This is a genomic window from Escherichia sp. E4385, assembly GCF_963883145.1.
GTDB lineage: Bacteria > Pseudomonadota > Gammaproteobacteria > Enterobacterales > Enterobacteriaceae > Escherichia.
Map to the genome: position 1 here is coordinate 78,138 of NZ_CAWOOJ010000002.1, position 16,939 is coordinate 95,076.

A 16,939-nucleotide genomic window follows, 5' to 3' on the forward strand; every position below is an offset into this window, starting at 1 on the left:
AATTTTTACTTACCTTACGTTCTTACACTTTATCTGTGGTTTAAATCGTCCCGGAGTTGCCCTATATTAGCCAAACGTAATTATTTGGTTACAGGTCGTTAACCTCCATGAAAGACATAGATACACTCATCAGCAATAATGCACTATGGTCAAAAATGCTGGTGGAAGAGGATCCCGGGTTTTTTGAGAAACTGGCACAAGCGCAAAAACCGCGCTTTCTATGGATTGGATGTTCCGACAGTCGCGTTCCTGCAGAACGTTTAACCGGTCTTGAGCCGGGCGAACTCTTTGTTCACCGTAATGTTGCTAACCTGGTCATTCACACCGACCTGAACTGCCTTTCCGTGGTTCAGTATGCAGTGGATGTTCTCGAAGTTGAACACATTATTATCTGTGGCCACTACGGTTGCGGCGGCGTACAAGCCGCAGTTGAAAACCCGGAACTGGGGCTTATCAACAACTGGCTGCTGCACATCCGCGATATCTGGTTCAAACATAGCTCATTGCTCGGCGAAATGCCGCCAGAGCGCCGTCTGGATACCTTGTGTGAACTGAACGTAATGGAACAGGTATATAACCTGGGCCACTCCACCATTATGCAATCAGCGTGGAAACGCGGGCAGAAAGTGACCATTCACGGCTGGGCCTACGGCATTCACGACGGCTTGCTGCGTGATCTGGATGTTACTGCCACCAACCGCGAAACCCTTGAGCAACGTTACCGTCACGGGATTTCCAACCTCAAGCTGAAACACGCCAACCACAAATAAATATGCTATGCCGGATGCAACACATCCGGCAACTTCACACTTACTCGTCCAGCAGAATCACTTTGCCGATATATGGCAGATGACGGTAACGCTGTGCGTAATCAATGCCGTAACCCACCACAAACTCATCCGGGATCGAGAAACCGATAAATTCTACCGGGACGTTCACTTCACGACGGGACGGTTTATCCAGCAGCGTACAAATCGCCAGCGACTTCGGTTCACGCAGGCTTAAGATTTCACGCACTTTCGACAGTGTATTCCCCGAGTCGATGATATCTTCAACAATCAGCACGTCCTTGCCACGGATATCTTCATCCAGATCTTTGAGGATTTTCACATCACGGGTGGTGGACATGCCGCTACCGTAGCTGGAGGCGGTCATAAAATCGACTTCATGAGATACCTGAACTTCACGGCACAGGTCCGCCATAAACATAAATGAGCCACGCAGCAGACCTACCAGCACCATATCGCTGCCGCTGTCTTTGTAACGCTCAGTAATCTGACGACCCAGTTCGGCGATACGCGCTTTAATCTCCGCTTCGGGGATCATTACTTCTACAGTATGTTTCATATCTCTAACCATATGATTTAAAAACAAATCACTTCGCACGGGCGGGATTCAGCACCGCAACAAAGCGCAAGACATGCAGTATACCAGTAAAACTATTCATTCGCGGAATCTGTTAATAAAGCTCAAATTGTGATGACGATCACACATGTTAAAACCTATAATTAATTGCTACTAAAATATTAATTAATTGAAATGGTGTTTCTTTATGGCAATTAACAATCCCGGCTCGCGACGATTACTCGTCACGCTAACCGCCCTATTTGCAGCGCTTTGCGGGCTGTATCTTCTCATTGGCGGAGGCTGGCTGGTCGCCATTGGCGGCTCCTGGTACTACCCTATCGCAGGCCTTGTGATGCTCGGCGTCGCCTGGATGCTGTGGCGCAGTAAACGTGCCGCGCTTTGGCTGTACGCAGCCCTGCTGCTCGGCACCATGATTTGGGGCGTCTGGGAAGTTGGTTTCGACTTCTGGGCGCTGACTCCGCGCAGCGACATTCTGGTCTTCTTCGGCATCTGGCTGATCCTGCCGTTTGTCTGGCGTCGCCTGGTCATTCCTTCCGGCGGTGCAGTTGCTGCGCTGTTAGTCGCACTGTTGATTAGCGGCGGTATCCTCACCTGGGCCGGATTTCACGATCCGCAGGAAATCAACGGCACTTTAAGCGTCGATGCCACACCTGCCGAAGCTATCTCTCCCGTTGCCGATCAAGACTGGCCTGCCTATGGTCGCAACCAGGAAGGTCAACGCTTTTCGCCGCTTAAACAAATTAACACCGATAACGTCCACAACCTGAAAGAAGCCTGGGTGTTCCGCACAGGCGATGTGAAGCAGCCGAACGATCCGGGTGAAATCACCAATGAAGTGACGCCAATTAAAGTGGGCGACACCCTTTACCTGTGTACCGCTCACCAGCGCCTGTTTGCGCTCGATGCCGCCAGCGGTAAAGAGAAATGGCATTACGATCCTGAGCTTAAAACCAACGAGTCTTTCCAGCACGTAACCTGCCGTGGCGTCTCTTATCATGAAGCCAAAGCTGAAACTGCTTCGCCGGAAGTGATGGCGGATTGCCCGCGTCGTATCATTCTTCCGGTCAATGATGGTCGCCTGATTGCACTCAACGCTGAAAACGGCAAGCTGTGCGAAACCTTCGCCAATAAAGGCGTGCTCAATCTGCAAAGCAATATGCCGGACACCAAACCGGGTCTGTATGAGCCGACTTCTCCGCCGATTATCACCGATAAAACCATCGTGATGGCCGGTTCAGTTACCGACAACTTCTCAACCCGCGAAACGTCTGGCGTGATCCGTGGTTTTGATGTCAACACCGGGGAGCTGTTATGGGCTTTTGATCCGGGCGCGAAAGATCCGAACGCAATCCCGTCTGACGAGCACACCTTTACCTTTAACTCGCCAAACTCCTGGGCGCCTGCGGCCTATGACGCGAAGCTGGATCTAGTTTATCTGCCGATGGGCGTGACTACGCCAGATATCTGGGGCGGTAATCGCACACCGGAACAGGAACGTTATGCCAGCTCGATTCTGGCGCTGAATGCCACCACCGGGAAACTGGCGTGGAGTTACCAGACCGTTCACCATGACCTGTGGGATATGGACCTTCCGGCACAGCCAACGTTGGCGGACATCACCGTTAATGGTCAGAAAGTGCCAGTTATTTACGCTCCGGCGAAAACCGGCAACATTTTTGTGCTCGATCGTCGTAATGGTGAACTGGTGGTTCCGGCCCCGGAAAAACCAGTGCCACAAGGTGCAGCGAAAGGCGATTACGTTACCCCTACTCAACCATTCTCGGAACTGAGCTTCCGTCCGACGAAAGATTTGAGCGGTGCGGATATGTGGGGCGCCACCATGTTTGACCAGCTGGTGTGCCGCGTGATGTTCCACCAGATGCGCTATGAAGGCATTTTCACCCCGCCATCTGAACAGGGTACGCTGGTCTTCCCGGGTAACCTGGGGATGTTCGAATGGGGCGGGATTTCCGTTGATCCGAATCGTGAAGTGGCGATTGCCAACCCAATGGCTCTGCCGTTTGTTTCGAAACTGATCCCGCGCGGACCGGGTAATCCGATGGAACAGCCGAAAGATGCCAAAGGTACGGGTACGGAATCCGGCATTCAGCCGCAGTATGGCGTACCTTATGGCGTCACGCTCAACCCATTCCTTTCACCGTTTGGTCTGCCGTGTAAACAGCCAGCATGGGGCTATATCTCGGCGCTGGATCTGAAAACCAACGAAGTGGTGTGGAAGAAACGAATTGGTACGCCGCAGGATAGTATGCCGTTCCCGATGCCGGTTCCGGTGCCGTTCAATATGGGTATGCCGATGCTGGGCGGGCCTATCTCCACGGCGGGTAACGTGCTGTTTATTGCCGCTACGGCAGATAACTACCTGCGCGCTTACAACATGAGCAACGGTGAAAAACTGTGGCAGGGTCGTTTACCAGCGGGTGGTCAGGCAACGCCGATGACCTACGAAGTGAATGGCAAGCAGTACGTGGTGATCTCCGCAGGCGGTCACGGTTCATTTGGTACGAAGATGGGCGATTATATTGTCGCTTATGCGCTGCCGGATGATGTGAAGTAACCATAATGCCCGGAGAGATCCGGGCATATTTCCGATTACGGTCTTTTTATACCGTAAACCCTAACATCATCCCCGTATCTTCATGCTCCAGCAGATGGCAGTGCGCCATATAAGCATGCTCTTTCGGTGCATCGTGATTAAACTTCACCAGTACTTCGCTGACATTACCTTCTACCTTAACGGTATCTTTCCAGCCTGCGCGATGCGTCGCTGGCGGTTTGCCATTTTCTGACAAGATACGGAACTGCGTGCCGTGAATATGGAACGGATGCAGCATCATGTCACCCACGCCAGAGATAACCCAACGTTCGTACTGCCCTTTCGCCGCCGCAAACATCGGCTTGTTCATATCAAACGCCTGACCGTTGATTTTATTGGCATGGTGGAAATCGAACTTCCCGCCGTGGTTCATATGATTCATATTGCCATGCCCCATGTGGCCCATCATCTGGCTGTGATCCATCCCGGCCATCGCCTGATCGCCATATTTCTCCATCAGCATCTGCATCCCCATCATATCGAGCATCGGGTCCATGGAAAGTTGCAGCTTGCGTACCGTCAGCCCTTCCAGCGAAGGTAACGCAGGCAGGCTACTTAACGCGTCAGGTAAGGCACCTGAAGCACTAATGGCAATCGGCTGAATCCGCATTACCGGATGCGGCTTATCAAAAGGCGCGATCGCCATCCCCATCTGGCTGACTGGCAACGTCACCAGGTCAAATGGTTTGTTGTCGTTAACCTCCACCAGCACTTCGAAACGCTCGCCCATCAGCACTGGCAGCTCGCTCACCTTCATCGGTTCAGGCAGCAGACCACCGTCGCTGGCAATCACATACAGCGGGCGATTGTCGCTGGTGGCGAAATTGAGCGAGCGGGCATTACAGCCATTAAGCAAACGCAAGCGCAGCCAACCCCGCGGGGCGGCGTGTTGCGGGTAGATTGCACCGTTGGTCAGCAACGTATCACCAAACCAGCCCACGGCGGCGGTCATCACATCCAGTTGATAATCAATCTGTCCGTCGGCGTTAAATTTTTTATCCTGAACGATCACCGGAACATCATCGATACCCCACTGTTTTGGCAGCATTAATTTCAGGATCTCGTCATCTTCAATCACCACCAGACCTGCCAGCCCCATCGCTACCTGACGCCCGGTTTTGCCGTGCTGATGCGGATGGAACCAGCAAGTAGCGGCAGGTTGATCGACGTTCAGCGTCACCGTGCGTTGACCGCCTGGCGGAATAATTCCCTGCGGGCCGCCGTCCACTTCTCCCGGCACTTCCAGCCCGTGCCAGTGCAACGTCGTCTCTTCCGCCAGTTGGTTATTGATATCAACCGTCACGGCTTTACCGCGCTGCAACTTCACCGCAGGCCCTAACAGATTACCGTTATAGCCCCAGGTGGTCGCCGTTTTCCCGGCAAAGGTGGACTGACCTGGCATGATCGATAATCTTATGCGGCCACGAACATCAGAAGTGAGGAGTTCGGGGATCGGCAGTGTTGGACGTTCTGCGGCAAAAACTGTTCGACTCCACAGCGGCAAAGCCGAAGCCACGCCCAGCGCGACGGAATATTTTAAGAAATCACGGCGTTGCATAGTTATTTCCTTATTCTCAAGCAGGCGAAACAAAATCAAACGTTGAGCATAGCCCTTCCCCTTACGGGAAGGTCAAGCCGCAGACACAATTTAATCGACAATAATGGTCGTCGCCTCGCTCACAGTGTGCTAACGTTTATCTTCTTTAAGTCCTGGTAGAAGCAATGAAGACGTTTTTCAGAACAGTGTTATTCGGCAGCCTGATGGCCGTTTGCGCAAACAGTTACGCGCTCAGCGAGTCTGAAGCCGAAGATATGGCCGATTTAACGGCAGTTTTTGTTTTTCTGAAGAACGATTGTGGTTACCAGAACTTACCTAACGGGCAAATTCGTCGCGCACTGGTCTTTTTCGCCCAGCAAAACCAGTGGGATCTCAGCAACTACGACACCTTCGACATGAAATCCCTCGGTGAAGACAGCTACCGCGATCTCAGCGGTATCGGCATTCCCGTCGCGAAAAAGTGCAAAGCCCTGGCCCGCGATTCCTTAAGCCTGCTTGCCTACGTTAAATAATCACAGCTCCTTTTTGTAGAAATATTGACCGTGCAACCACGGTCAATGTTAGCTATTATGTTGCGCTCTTTTTTTACGAGTGTTAACAAAGGAGGTATCAACCCATGGCCGAAAATAAACTGTGGCATGAAACGCTACACGACCAGTTTGGGCAGTACTTTGCTGTAGATAACGTTCTGTATCATGAAAAGACCGATCACCAGGGTCTGATCATTTTTGAGAACGCCGCATTTGGTCGCGTAATGGCGCTGGATGGTGTAGTACAAACCACTGAGCGCGACGAGTTTATCTATCATGAGATGATGACCCACGTTCCACTACTGGCCCACGGTCACGCGAAACATGTGCTGATTATCGGCGGCGGTGACGGCGCAATGCTGCGTGAAGTGACCCGACATAAAAACGTTGAGTCAATCACGATGGTGGAAATCGACGCGGGTGTAGTATCGTTCTGCCGTCAGTATTTGCCCAACCACAACGCCGGTAGCTACGACGATCCGCGCTTTAAGCTGGTGATCGACGATGGCGTCAATTTCGTGAATCAAACCAGCCAGACCTTTGATGTCATTATCTCCGACTGCACCGATCCTATCGGCCCCGGCGAAAGTCTGTTCACCTCAGCATTTTATGAAGGCTGCAAACGTTGCCTGAATCCTGGCGGTATCTTCGTCGCACAAAACGGCGTCTGCTTTTTACAGCAGGAAGAGGCTATCGACAGTCATCGCAAACTCAGCCATTACTTCAGCGATGTTGGCTTTTATCAGGCGGCGATCCCGACCTATTACGGCGGCATCATGACCTTTGCATGGGCGACAGATAACGACGCCTTACGCCATCTCTCAACCGAAATTATTCAGGCGCGTTTTCTCTCCTCTGGCCTGAAATGCCGTTATTACAATCCGGCAGTCCATACGGCAGCTTTTGCCTTACCTCAGTATCTGCAAGACGCACTGGCTTCACAGGCGCTCTAAGGAGAAGATAAGAAATTGAAAAAACTGAAACTGCATGGCTTTAATAATCTGACCAAAAGTCTGAGTTTTTGTATTTACGATATCTGCTACGCCAAAACTGCCGAAGAGCGCGACGGTTATATTGCTTATATCGATGAACTCTATAATGCCAACCGTCTGACCGAAATCCTGTCAGAAACCTGTTCCATTATCGGGGCCAATATTCTTAACATCGCCCGCCAGGATTACGAACCACAGGGTGCCAGCGTCACTATTCTGGTGAGTGAAGAACCGGTCGACCCAAAACTTATCGACAAAACAGAACACCCCGGCCCACTGCCAGAAACCGTGGTTGCCCATCTCGATAAAAGTCATATTTGCGTACATACCTACCCGGAAAGCCATCCTGAAGGCGGTTTATGTACCTTCCGCGCCGATATTGAAGTCTCTACCTGCGGCGTGATTTCCCCGCTGAAGGCACTGAATTACCTGATCCACCAGCTTGAGTCCGATATCGTGACCATTGATTATCGCGTGCGCGGCTTTACCCGCGACATTAACGGTATGAAGCACTTTATCGACCATGAGATTAATTCGATTCAGAACTTTATGTCCGAAGATATAAAGACGCTGTATGACATGGTGGATGTAAACGTCTATCAGGAAAATATCTTCCATACCAAGATGTTGCTTAAAGAGTTCGACCTTAAGCACTACATGTTCCACACCAAACCGGAAGATTTAACCGACAGCGAGCGCCAGGAAATTACCGCTGCGCTGTGGAAAGAAATGCGCGAGATTTATTACGGGCGCAATATGCCTGCCGTTTAACGGCCCTGGCGGAGCACGGAGGCTCCGCCTGATTTACCTACTTCTGCTGCACGAAATTACGGTACGCCGCCACCACCTGAAGAAAATCCTCAACGCCGCACAGCGACAAGCTCTCTTCGTCGTAGTAGTTCATCCCCTCTTCCATTTCATCGCCAGCGAATTCCAGTTGATTGGCACGAACCATCACCTCTTCGCCGTCCATCCATAGCGTGTACTCATGCCCTGCCCGCTGCCAGGAACGTTCGCTACCTTTGAGCGTGCGCGCGGCGTCTTCCACTTCATCAAGCAAGGCCAGGTTTTCTTTCACCTCTTCATTAAACCAGTGCCCGACCACTTCATGCCCCATGGACATGCGCACCTTTACCACTCCGGTAATATCGCGCAGAAATTCGTAATCCATAGTGTGTTCCTCTGCTCCCGGCAATGCGCCGAAATCGCATTGCGCCATTGATGTAATTATCGCAGCCTTATCGGAGAAAAACAGCGGAGCGACGGTGGTTTAGAGATAAAAAAATGCCCGGGAATCACATTCACCGGGCATTGTGTCGTTTATGCGCAGCGCGTGCGCTTACTTATTAAACCGCAGTCTGGAAAATCACCCCGTCCGCTTTTTCGGTGTACTGAGAAAGCTGGTTGAAGTTCAGATAACGGTAAGTATCAACGGCAGTTTTATCCACCTGCGCAACGTAGGTCTGGTACTCTTCCGGCGTCGGCAGTTTGCCAATCAGCGCCGCAACAGCAGCCAGTTCCGCAGAAGCCAGGAAGACGTTCGCACCAGTCCCCAGACGGTTCGGGAAGTTACGGGTAGAGGTGGAAACCACCGTCGCACCGTCTGCCACACGCGCCTGGTTACCCATACACAGGGAACAGCCAGGGATCTCGATACGCGCACCGCTCTTACCGAAGACGCTGTAGTAGCCTTCTTCTGTCAGCTGCGCGGCGTCCATACGCGTTGGCGGTGCCACCCACAGGCGGGTCGGCAACTGGCCTTTGTGCGCATCCAGCAGTTTACCCGCGGCACGGAAGTGACCGATGTTAGTCATGCAAGAACCGATAAACACTTCGTCGATCTTCTCGCCCTGTACCGCAGACAGCGGACGCGCGTCATCTGGATCGTTAGGTGCGCAGAGGATTGGCTCTTTAATATCCGCCAGATCGATGTCGATCACTGCCGCGTATTCCGCATCTGCATCGGCTTCCAGCAGCTCAGGATTCGCCAGCCATTTTTCCATGCCCTGAATACGGCGTTCCAGAGTACGACGATCGCCGTAACCTTCCGCGATCATCCACTTCAGCAGGACGATGTTGGAGTTCAAGTATTCGATGATCGGTTCTTTGTTCAGCTTGATAGTACAACCAGCGGCAGAACGCTCGGCGGACGCATCGGTCAGCTCAAAGGCCTGCTCAACTTTCAGATCCGGCAGACCTTCAATTTCCAGAATGCGGCCAGAGAAGATGTTTTTCTTACCTTTCTTCTCAACGGTCAGCAGACCTTGTTTGATCGCATACAGAGGAATGGCGTGTACCAGATCGCGCAGGGTGATACCCGGCTGCATCTTGCCTTTGAAGCGCACCAGAACAGATTCCGGCATATCCAGCGGCATTACGCCTGTTGCGGCAGCAAATGCCACCAGACCAGAACCCGCAGGGAAAGAGATGCCGATCGGGAAACGGGTATGGGAGTCACCACCGGTACCGACGGTATCCGGCAGCAGCATACGGTTCAGCCAGGAGTGGATTACGCCGTCACCCGGACGCAGCGACACACCGCCACGGTTCATAATGAAGTCCGGCAGCGTGTGGTGCGTGTTAACGTCAACCGGCTTCGGATATGCCGCTGTGTGACAGAAAGACTGCATCACCAGGTCAGCCGAGAAACCCAGGCACGCCAGGTCTTTCAGTTCATCACGGGTCATCGGGCCGGTGGTGTCCTGGGAACCTACAGAAGTCATTTTCGGTTCACAGTACGCGCCTGGACGAATACCTTTCACACCACAGGCGCGACCTACCATTTTCTGCGCCAGCGAGAAGCCACGGTCGCTTTCAGCGACATCTTTCGCCTGACGGAACACATCGCTCTGCGGCAGACCAAGTGCTTCACGCGCTTTGGTGGTCAGGCCACGCCCGATAATCAGCGGAATACGACCACCAGCACGCACTTCATCAATCAGCACGTCGGTTTTCAGTTCGAAGGTCGCCAGCAGCTCGTTGGTTTCGTGGTTACGCACTTCGCCTTTGTACGGGTAAACGTCAATCACATCGCCCATATTCAGGTTAGAGACGTCCACTTCAATTGGCAGTGCACCCGCGTCTTCCATCGTGTTAAAGAAGATTGGTGCAATTTTACCGCCGAGGCACAGACCACCGCCGCGTTTGTTCGGCACATGCGGAATATCATCGCCCATAAACCACAGTACGGAGTTAGTGGCGGATTTACGCGAAGAACCCGTACCCACAACGTCACCGACATACGCCAGCGGGAAACCTTTCTGTTGCAGAGCTTCGATTTGCTTGATCGGACCAACAGCGCCTGGCTGGTCTGGCTCAATGCCTTCACGGGCGTTTTTCAGCATCGCCAGCGCGTGCAATGGGATGTCCGGGCGCGACCACGCATCCGGTGCCGGAGAAAGGTCATCGGTGTTGGTTTCGCCAGTGACTTTGAAGACGGTAACGGTCAGTTTTTCAGCCAGCGCCGGGCGATTCAGGAACCATTCGGCATCCGCCCAGGACTGCATTACCTGCTTCGCGTATTTGTTGCCTGCTTTGGCTTTCTCTTCTACGTCATAGAAGTTATCGAACATCAGCAGCGTGTGGGACAGTGCTTTGGCAGCGATCGGTGCCAGTTTGGCATCATCCAGCGCGTCGATCAGCGGATGAATGTTGTAACCACCCTGCATGGTGCCCAGCAGTTCGATGGCTTTTTCCGGAGTCAGCAGTGGGGATTTGGCTTCGCCTTTGGCGACAGCAGCCAGGAAGCCTGCTTTTACATAGGCGGCTTCATCGACGCCAGGGGGAACACGGTTGGTTAACAGATCTAACAGGAATTCTTCTTCGCCCGCGGGCGGGTTTTTCAGCAGCTCTACAAGCGCGGCCATTTGGTTTGCATCCAGGGGTTTGGGCGCAATCCCCTCAGCGGCACGCTCAGCTACGTGCTTACGGTATTCTTCTAGCACGACGGTTCTCCTCGCTCTCATTGTCATAGTGCGGCAGGCGATTCTCTTCACGCTCCTGTGAGACAGCAGTTTGTAGGGTAAATGCCCAGTACCGCAACGGGCAGAATAGCAGGATTTTGACGATGTGTTAATCTGTTTACAAAAAAGCAACATAAAAAAGTGGCTGAATCGTTAAGGATGGTCTAGAGATTGTTTCCCTCCGTAAAAACTTCGTTAATTCGCATGATGATAATCACCTTTCTCAACGAATCCCAAGATTAGTCAAAATTTAAACTACCGCCTCTTTATACTCGGATTCACAGCACCTGCGGGTGGCAGTTCACCGACCATTGCGATTTCCTTGAGATCCGAATTATGAAAATGATTTTGCCGTTTAAACCCCATGTGCTGGCGCTAATTTGCAGTGCCGGGCTTTGTGCCGCCTCTGCCGGGCTATATATAAAAAGCCGCACAGTGGAAGCACCTGTGGAAGCGCAATCGACACAACTGGCTGTGTCTGACGCTGCCGCGGTTACGCTTCCTGCAACGGTTTCCGCGCCCCCCGTAACGCCTGCCGTCGTCAAATCTACATTCAGCACTGCACAAATCGATCAATGGGTCGCGCCCGTCGCGCTATATCCCGACGCTCTGCTTTCGCAGGTGCTGATGGCATCGACCTATCCGGCAAATGTCGCCCAGGCCGTGCAGTGGTCGCACGACAACCCGCTCAAGCAAGGTGATGCCGCTATTCAGGCAGTATCCGACCAGCCGTGGGATGCCAGCGTCAAATCACTTGTGGCTTTTCCGCAATTGATGGCGTTGATGGGGGAAAACCCGCAATGGGTACAACATCTTGGCGACGCGTTTCTGGCGCAGCCGCAGGATGTGATGGACTCGGTACAACATTTGCGGCAACTGGCGCAACAAACCGGGTCACTGAAGTCATCAACTGAACAAAAGGTCATCACGACAACGAAAAAAGTCGTACCGGCAAATCAGCCCGCCAGCGCCCCTGTCACACAATCAAATACCGTTTCTACGTCCAGCCCCGTCGTCGCTGAACCTGCGCCGACCGTAATAACCATTGAGCCCGCCAATCCGGATGTAGTTTATATTCCCAACTACAACCCAACCGTGGTTTACGGCAGTTGGGCCAATACCGCTTATCCGCCGGTTTACCTGCCGCCGCCAGCCGGAGAACCGTTTGTTGACAGCTTCGTGCGCGGATTTGGCTACAGCATGGGCGTTGCTACCACGTATGCACTATTCAGCAGCATCGACTGGGATGACGACGATCATGACCATCATCATCATGACGATGATGATTATAATCACCACGATGGCGGTCATCGTGACGGTAATGGCTGGCAACACAACGGCGACAACATCAATATCGACGTCAACAATTTCAACCGCATTACTGGTGAGCATCTTACTGACAAGAATATGGCATGGCGGCACAATCCAAACTACCGCGATGGTGTGCCTTATCATGATCAGGATATGGCAAAACGGTTTCACCAAACCGATGTTAAAGGCGGCATGAGTGCCACACAGTTACCTGCCCCAACGCGCGACAGCCAGCGCCAGGCGGCAGCAAGTCAGTTTCAGCAACGAACACACGCAGCACCAGTCACTACGCGAGATACCCAGCGTCAGGCTGCGGCACAGCGGTTTAATGAAGCGGAACACTATGGCAATTATGACGACTTCCGCGAGTTCAGCCGCCACCAACCACTGACCCAGCAGCAAAAGGACACCGCTCGCCAGCGTTATCAGTCTGCCTCGCCTGAGCAGCGCCAGGCGGCCCGCGAGAAAATGCAGACTAACCCGCAGAACCAGCAGCGAAGAGAGGCGGCGCGTCAGCGTTATCAATCTGCCTCGCCTGAACAGCGCCAGGCGGCTCGCGAGAAAATGCAGACTAACCCGCAGAACCAGCAGCGAAGAGAGGCGGCGCGTCAGCGTATCCAGTCTGCCTCGCCTGAGCAGCGTCAGGCGGCCCGTGAGAAAATGCAGACCAGCCCGCAGAATCAACAGCAAAGAGATGCAGCTCGTCAGCGTATCCAGTCTGCCTCGCCTGAGCAGCGTCAGGTTGCGCGGGAGAAAATTCAGGAGAGCCGCCCGCAACGTCTGAACGACAATAACCATACTGCCCGATTGAATAATGAGCAACGGTCAGCAGTACGCGAACGTCTCTCTGAGCGCGGAGCAAGGCGACTGGAAAGGTAAATCACAGACGTAAAAAAAGCGGCGTGGTTAGCCGCTTTTTTAATTGCCGGATGTTCCGGCAAACGAAAAATTACTTCTTCTTCGCTTTCGGGTTCGGCAGGTCGGTGATGCTACCTTCGAATACTTCTGCTGCCAGGCCCACAGACTCGTGCAGAGTCGGGTGCGCGTGGATGGTCAGCGCGATGTCTTCAGCGTCACAACCCATTTCGATCGCCAGACCGATTTCACCCAGCAGCTCGCCGCCGTTGGTACCGACAATCGCGCCACCGATCACACGGTGAGATTCTTTGTCGAAAATCAGCTTGGTCATACCGTCTGCGCAGTCGGAAGCGATAGCACGACCAGAAGCAGCCCACGGGAAGGTGGCGGTTTCGTAGCTGATGCCTTTCTCTTTTGCTTCTTTCTCAGTCAGCCCCACCCATGCAACTTCTGGTTCGGTATAGGCGATGGACGGGATAACTTTCGGATCGAAGTAGTGTTTTTGACCTGCGATAACTTCAGCGGCAACGTGACCTTCGTGAACACCTTTGTGTGCCAGCATCGGCTGACCGACGATATCGCCGATAGCAAAGATGTGCGGTACGTTGGTACGCAGCTGTTTGTCAACGCGGATGAAACCACGGTCGTCCACTTCCACGCCAGCTTTGCCTGCGTCGAGGTTTTTACCGTTCGGCACACGACCAATCGCTACCAGCACGGCGTCGTAACGCTGCGGTTCAGCTGGTGCTTTTTTGCCTTCCATCGTCACATAAATACCGTCTTCTTTCGCTTCAACGGCGGTAACTTTGGTTTCCAGCATCAGGTTGAATTTCTTGCTGATACGCTTGGTGAAGACTTTAACGATGTCTTTGTCCGCCGCCGGGATAACCTGGTCGAACATTTCAACCACGTCAATCTGTGAACCCAGCGCGTGGTATACGGTACCCATTTCCAGACCGATGATACCGCCACCCATTACCAGCAGGCGTTCTGGTACTTCTTTCAGTTCCAGCGCGTCAGTGGAGTCCCAGATACGCGGATCTTCATGCGGAATAAACGGCAGTTGGATCGGGCGAGAACCCGCTGCAATGATCGCGTTGTCGAAGTTGATCACGGTTTTACCGTTCTCACCTTCAACTTCCAGGGTGTTAGCCCCGGTAAATTTACCCAGACCGTTGACCACTTTGACTTTGCGGCCTTTCGCCATACCAGCCAGACCACCGGTCAGCTGATTGATCACTTTCTCTTTCCAGGTACGAATCTTGTCGATATCAGTTTTCGGTTCGCCGAAGACGATACCGTGTTCAGCCAGCGCTTTGGCTTCTTCGATAACTTTTGCTACGTGCAGCAGTGCTTTAGAAGGGATACAGCCGACGTTCAGGCAAACACCACCAAGGGTGTTGTAACGTTCTACGATTACGGTTTCCAGACCTAAATCAGCGCAACGGAAGGCAGCGGAGTAACCTGCGGGGCCTGCCCCAAGTACCACGACCTGAGTTTTGATTTCAGTACTCATCATGACCTCTATATATTTATCTCCGGCGGTCATACCCGTCGTCTTTCAGGCCGCAGCGGCGTTAGCTTCACGCCCTCACCCCAGTCACTTACTTATGTAAGCTCCTGGGGATTCTGGCGCTTGCTACCTTGCTGCACCCAGAAATCCATAGGGTATGTGAAGTAATACCCTAACCACCACCGGGTCGTTCTATCCGTCGGTATTTTACAAAATTGTTAACAATTTTTAAACAACAAACGGCAACCGATTTGTCTATTCGCTAATAATCTCAATACATTCATGAGATTACCAGAAAAAAGCCGGCCGTTGGGCCGGCTCTTTTATTTACATCACCAGACGGCGAATATCAGACAGCGTGTTGTTAATGATGGTAATGAAACGGGCACCATCAGCACCGTCGATCACGCGGTGGTCGAAGGAGAGAGAAATCGGCAGCATCAGACGCGGCACGAACTCTTTACCATTCCACACCGGCTCCATCGCGGACTTGGAAACGCCGAGGATAGCCACTTCCGGCGCGTTCACAATCGGCGCGAAGTGGGTAGTACCCAAGCCGCCGATGCTGGAGATGGTAAAGCAACCGCCCTGCATTTCGCCCGCAGTCAGCTTACCGTCACGCGCTTTCTTAGAAATAGTCATCAGCTCGCGAGACAGCTCGATGATGCCTTTCTTGTTGACGTCTTTGAATACCGGAACAACCAGACCGTTCGGGGTATCCACCGCCACACCGATGTTGATGTATTTCTTCAGGGTCAGACGCTGACCGTCTTCCGACAGCGAACTGTTGAAGCGAGGCATCTGCTCAAGAGCTGCAGCAACGGCTTTCATGATGAAGACAACTGGGGTTATCTTCACATCCAGCTTACGTTTCGCTGCTTCTTCGTTCTGCTGTTTACGGAACGCTTCCAGCTCGGTGATATCAGTTTTGTCGAAGTGGGTAACGTGCGGGATCATCACCCAGTTACGGCTCAGGTTAGCACCAGAAATTTTCTGAATGCGGCCCAGTTCCACTTCTTCGATTTCACCAAACTTGCTGAAGTCCACCTTCGGCCACGGCAACATGCCAGGGATACCGCCGCCAGTCGCTGCCGGAGCCGCTTCTGCACGTTTGATAGCTTCTTTCACGTAAGCCTGAACGTCTTCGCGCAGAATACGACCTTTACGGCCAGTGCCCTTCACTTTCGCCAGGTTAACGCCGAATTCGCGTGCCAGACGGCGGATCAGCGGAGTCGCGTGAACGTAAGCGTCGTTTTCAGCAAATTCAGATTTGCCTTCGGCTTTCGCAGCCGGTGCTGCTGCCGGGGCTTCAGCTTTTGCTGCCGGAGCCGGCGCTGCCGCTTCCTGTTTCGCTGGAGCTGCCGCAGGCGCTGCGCCTTCAACTTCGAAGATCATAATCAGCGAACCAGTTTTCACTTTATCGCCAACGTTGACTTTCAGTTCCTTCACGACGCCAGCAAACGGAGCCGGAACTTCCATAGAAGCTTTGTCGCCTTCTACGGTGATCAGTGACTGTTCAGCGGCAACTTTGTCGCCCACTTTCACCATCACTTCGGTCACTTCAACTTCGTCACCGCCGATATCCGGAACGTTAACTTCTTTCACGCCAGCTGCAGCCGCTGGTGCTGCTGCAGGAGCCGCTTCCTGTTTAGCTGCTGGAGCTGCCGCGCCTGCTGCACCCGCGACTTCGAAGACCATAATCAGCGAGCCGGTAGACACTTTGTCACCCACGTTCACTTTGATCTCTTTCACGGTGCCAGCAAACGGAGCCGGAACTTCCATAGAGGCTTTATCGCCTTCTACGGTGATCAGCGACTGCTCAGCTTCAACTTTGTCGCCCACTTTCACCAGGATTTCGGTCACTTCAACTTCGTCGCTGCCGATATCCGGAACGTTAACGTCTTTTGCTGCCGCAGCCGCGGGTACTGCTGCCGGAGCTGCTTCTTTCTTCTCTTCTGCCTGAGCAGGTGCAGCGTCTGCTGCACCGTCGGCGGAATCGAAAATCATAATCAGTGCGCCGGTCTGGGTTTTATCGCCAACAGAGACTTTGATCTCTTTAACGATACCCGCCTGCGGAGACGGAACTTCCATAGAGGCTTTGTCGCCTTCTACGGTGATCAGCGACTGTTCGGCTTCAACTTTGTCGCCCACTTTGACCAGGATCTCGGTGATTTCAACTTCATCAGCCCCGATGTCCGGTACTTTGATTTCGATAGCCATTATTCTTTTACCT

The 16,939-nt window shown here is 52.9% G+C and carries 12 protein-coding genes; 6 read left to right on the forward strand and 6 right to left on the reverse strand.

Annotated elements, in window-relative coordinates; all coding sequences use genetic code 11:
- Positions 1-107 precede the first annotated feature (107 nt).
- Entirely contained in the window at positions 108-770 is a 663-nt protein-coding gene (gene can, locus AACS80_RS02885; RefSeq protein WP_130204959.1) for a carbonate dehydratase, read from the forward strand.
- A gap of 40 nt (positions 771-810) precedes the next feature.
- Here the strand turns inward: can and hpt are convergent, their stop codons facing one another.
- The gene (gene hpt, locus AACS80_RS02890; protein ID WP_000683335.1) at positions 811-1,347 is read right to left on the reverse strand and encodes a hypoxanthine phosphoribosyltransferase; all 537 of its coding nucleotides are present in this window, start codon (positions 1,345-1,347) and stop codon (positions 811-813) included.
- Positions 1,348-1,552: 205 nt separating this feature from the next.
- On the opposite strand from hpt, the gene gcd reads away from it, so the two are divergent.
- Positions 1,553-3,943, forward strand: a complete 2,391-nt coding sequence (gene gcd / locus AACS80_RS02895) for a quinoprotein glucose dehydrogenase (RefSeq protein ID WP_135409476.1) — start codon at positions 1,553-1,555, stop codon at positions 3,941-3,943.
- 46 nt (positions 3,944-3,989) lie between these two features.
- Here the strand turns inward: gcd and cueO are convergent, their stop codons facing one another.
- Entirely contained in the window at positions 3,990-5,540 is a 1,551-nt protein-coding gene (cueO, locus tag AACS80_RS02900) for a multicopper oxidase CueO (RefSeq protein ID WP_135409475.1), read from the reverse strand.
- 164 nt (positions 5,541-5,704) lie between these two features.
- Here cueO and AACS80_RS02905 point away from each other — a divergent pair, with 164 nt between their 5' ends.
- The 3 genes from AACS80_RS02905 to speD all read left to right on the forward strand — a co-directional run bounded on the left by AACS80_RS02905 (position 5,705) and on the right by speD (position 7,833).
- Positions 5,705-6,052 carry a YacC family pilotin-like protein gene (locus AACS80_RS02905; RefSeq protein ID WP_000846617.1) on the forward strand — a complete coding sequence of 116 codons (348 nt, stop codon included), beginning with the start codon at positions 5,705-5,707 and terminating at the stop codon, positions 6,050-6,052.
- A 104-nt stretch (positions 6,053-6,156) separates the two neighbouring features.
- Entirely contained in the window at positions 6,157-7,023 is an 867-nt protein-coding gene (gene speE / locus AACS80_RS02910; RefSeq protein WP_135409474.1) for a polyamine aminopropyltransferase, read from the forward strand.
- 15 nt (positions 7,024-7,038) lie between these two features.
- Complete coding sequence (speD, locus tag AACS80_RS02915; protein ID WP_130260722.1) at positions 7,039-7,833, forward strand: adenosylmethionine decarboxylase; 795 nt, start codon at positions 7,039-7,041, stop codon at positions 7,831-7,833.
- A gap of 37 nt (positions 7,834-7,870) precedes the next feature.
- Here speD and yacL read toward each other — a convergent pair whose 3' ends face one another.
- The gene (gene yacL, locus AACS80_RS02920; RefSeq protein ID WP_000384304.1) at positions 7,871-8,233 is read right to left on the reverse strand and encodes a protein YacL; all 363 of its coding nucleotides are present in this window, start codon (positions 8,231-8,233) and stop codon (positions 7,871-7,873) included.
- A 175-nt stretch (positions 8,234-8,408) separates the two neighbouring features.
- The gene (acnB, locus tag AACS80_RS02925) at positions 8,409-11,006 is read right to left on the reverse strand and encodes a bifunctional aconitate hydratase 2/2-methylisocitrate dehydratase (RefSeq protein ID WP_130204951.1); all 2,598 of its coding nucleotides are present in this window, start codon (positions 11,004-11,006) and stop codon (positions 8,409-8,411) included.
- Positions 11,007-11,360: 354 nt separating this feature from the next.
- Between acnB and AACS80_RS02930 the strand changes: the two genes are divergently transcribed.
- Positions 11,361-13,214: a DUF3300 domain-containing protein gene (locus AACS80_RS02930; RefSeq protein WP_135409473.1), complete on the forward strand. Its 1,854-nt coding sequence runs from the start codon at positions 11,361-11,363 to the stop codon at positions 13,212-13,214.
- Between the two features lie 70 nt (positions 13,215-13,284).
- On the opposite strand, the gene lpdA is transcribed toward AACS80_RS02930, so the two are convergent.
- Both lpdA and aceF read right to left on the reverse strand, forming a co-directional pair.
- Positions 13,285-14,709, reverse strand: a complete 1,425-nt coding sequence (lpdA, locus tag AACS80_RS02935) for a dihydrolipoyl dehydrogenase (RefSeq protein ID WP_130205068.1) — start codon at positions 14,707-14,709, stop codon at positions 13,285-13,287.
- 324 nt (positions 14,710-15,033) lie between these two features.
- Positions 15,034-16,926: a pyruvate dehydrogenase complex dihydrolipoyllysine-residue acetyltransferase gene (gene aceF / locus AACS80_RS02940; protein WP_130204949.1), complete on the reverse strand. Its 1,893-nt coding sequence runs from the start codon at positions 16,924-16,926 to the stop codon at positions 15,034-15,036.
- Between the last annotated feature and the right edge of the window lie 13 nt (positions 16,927-16,939).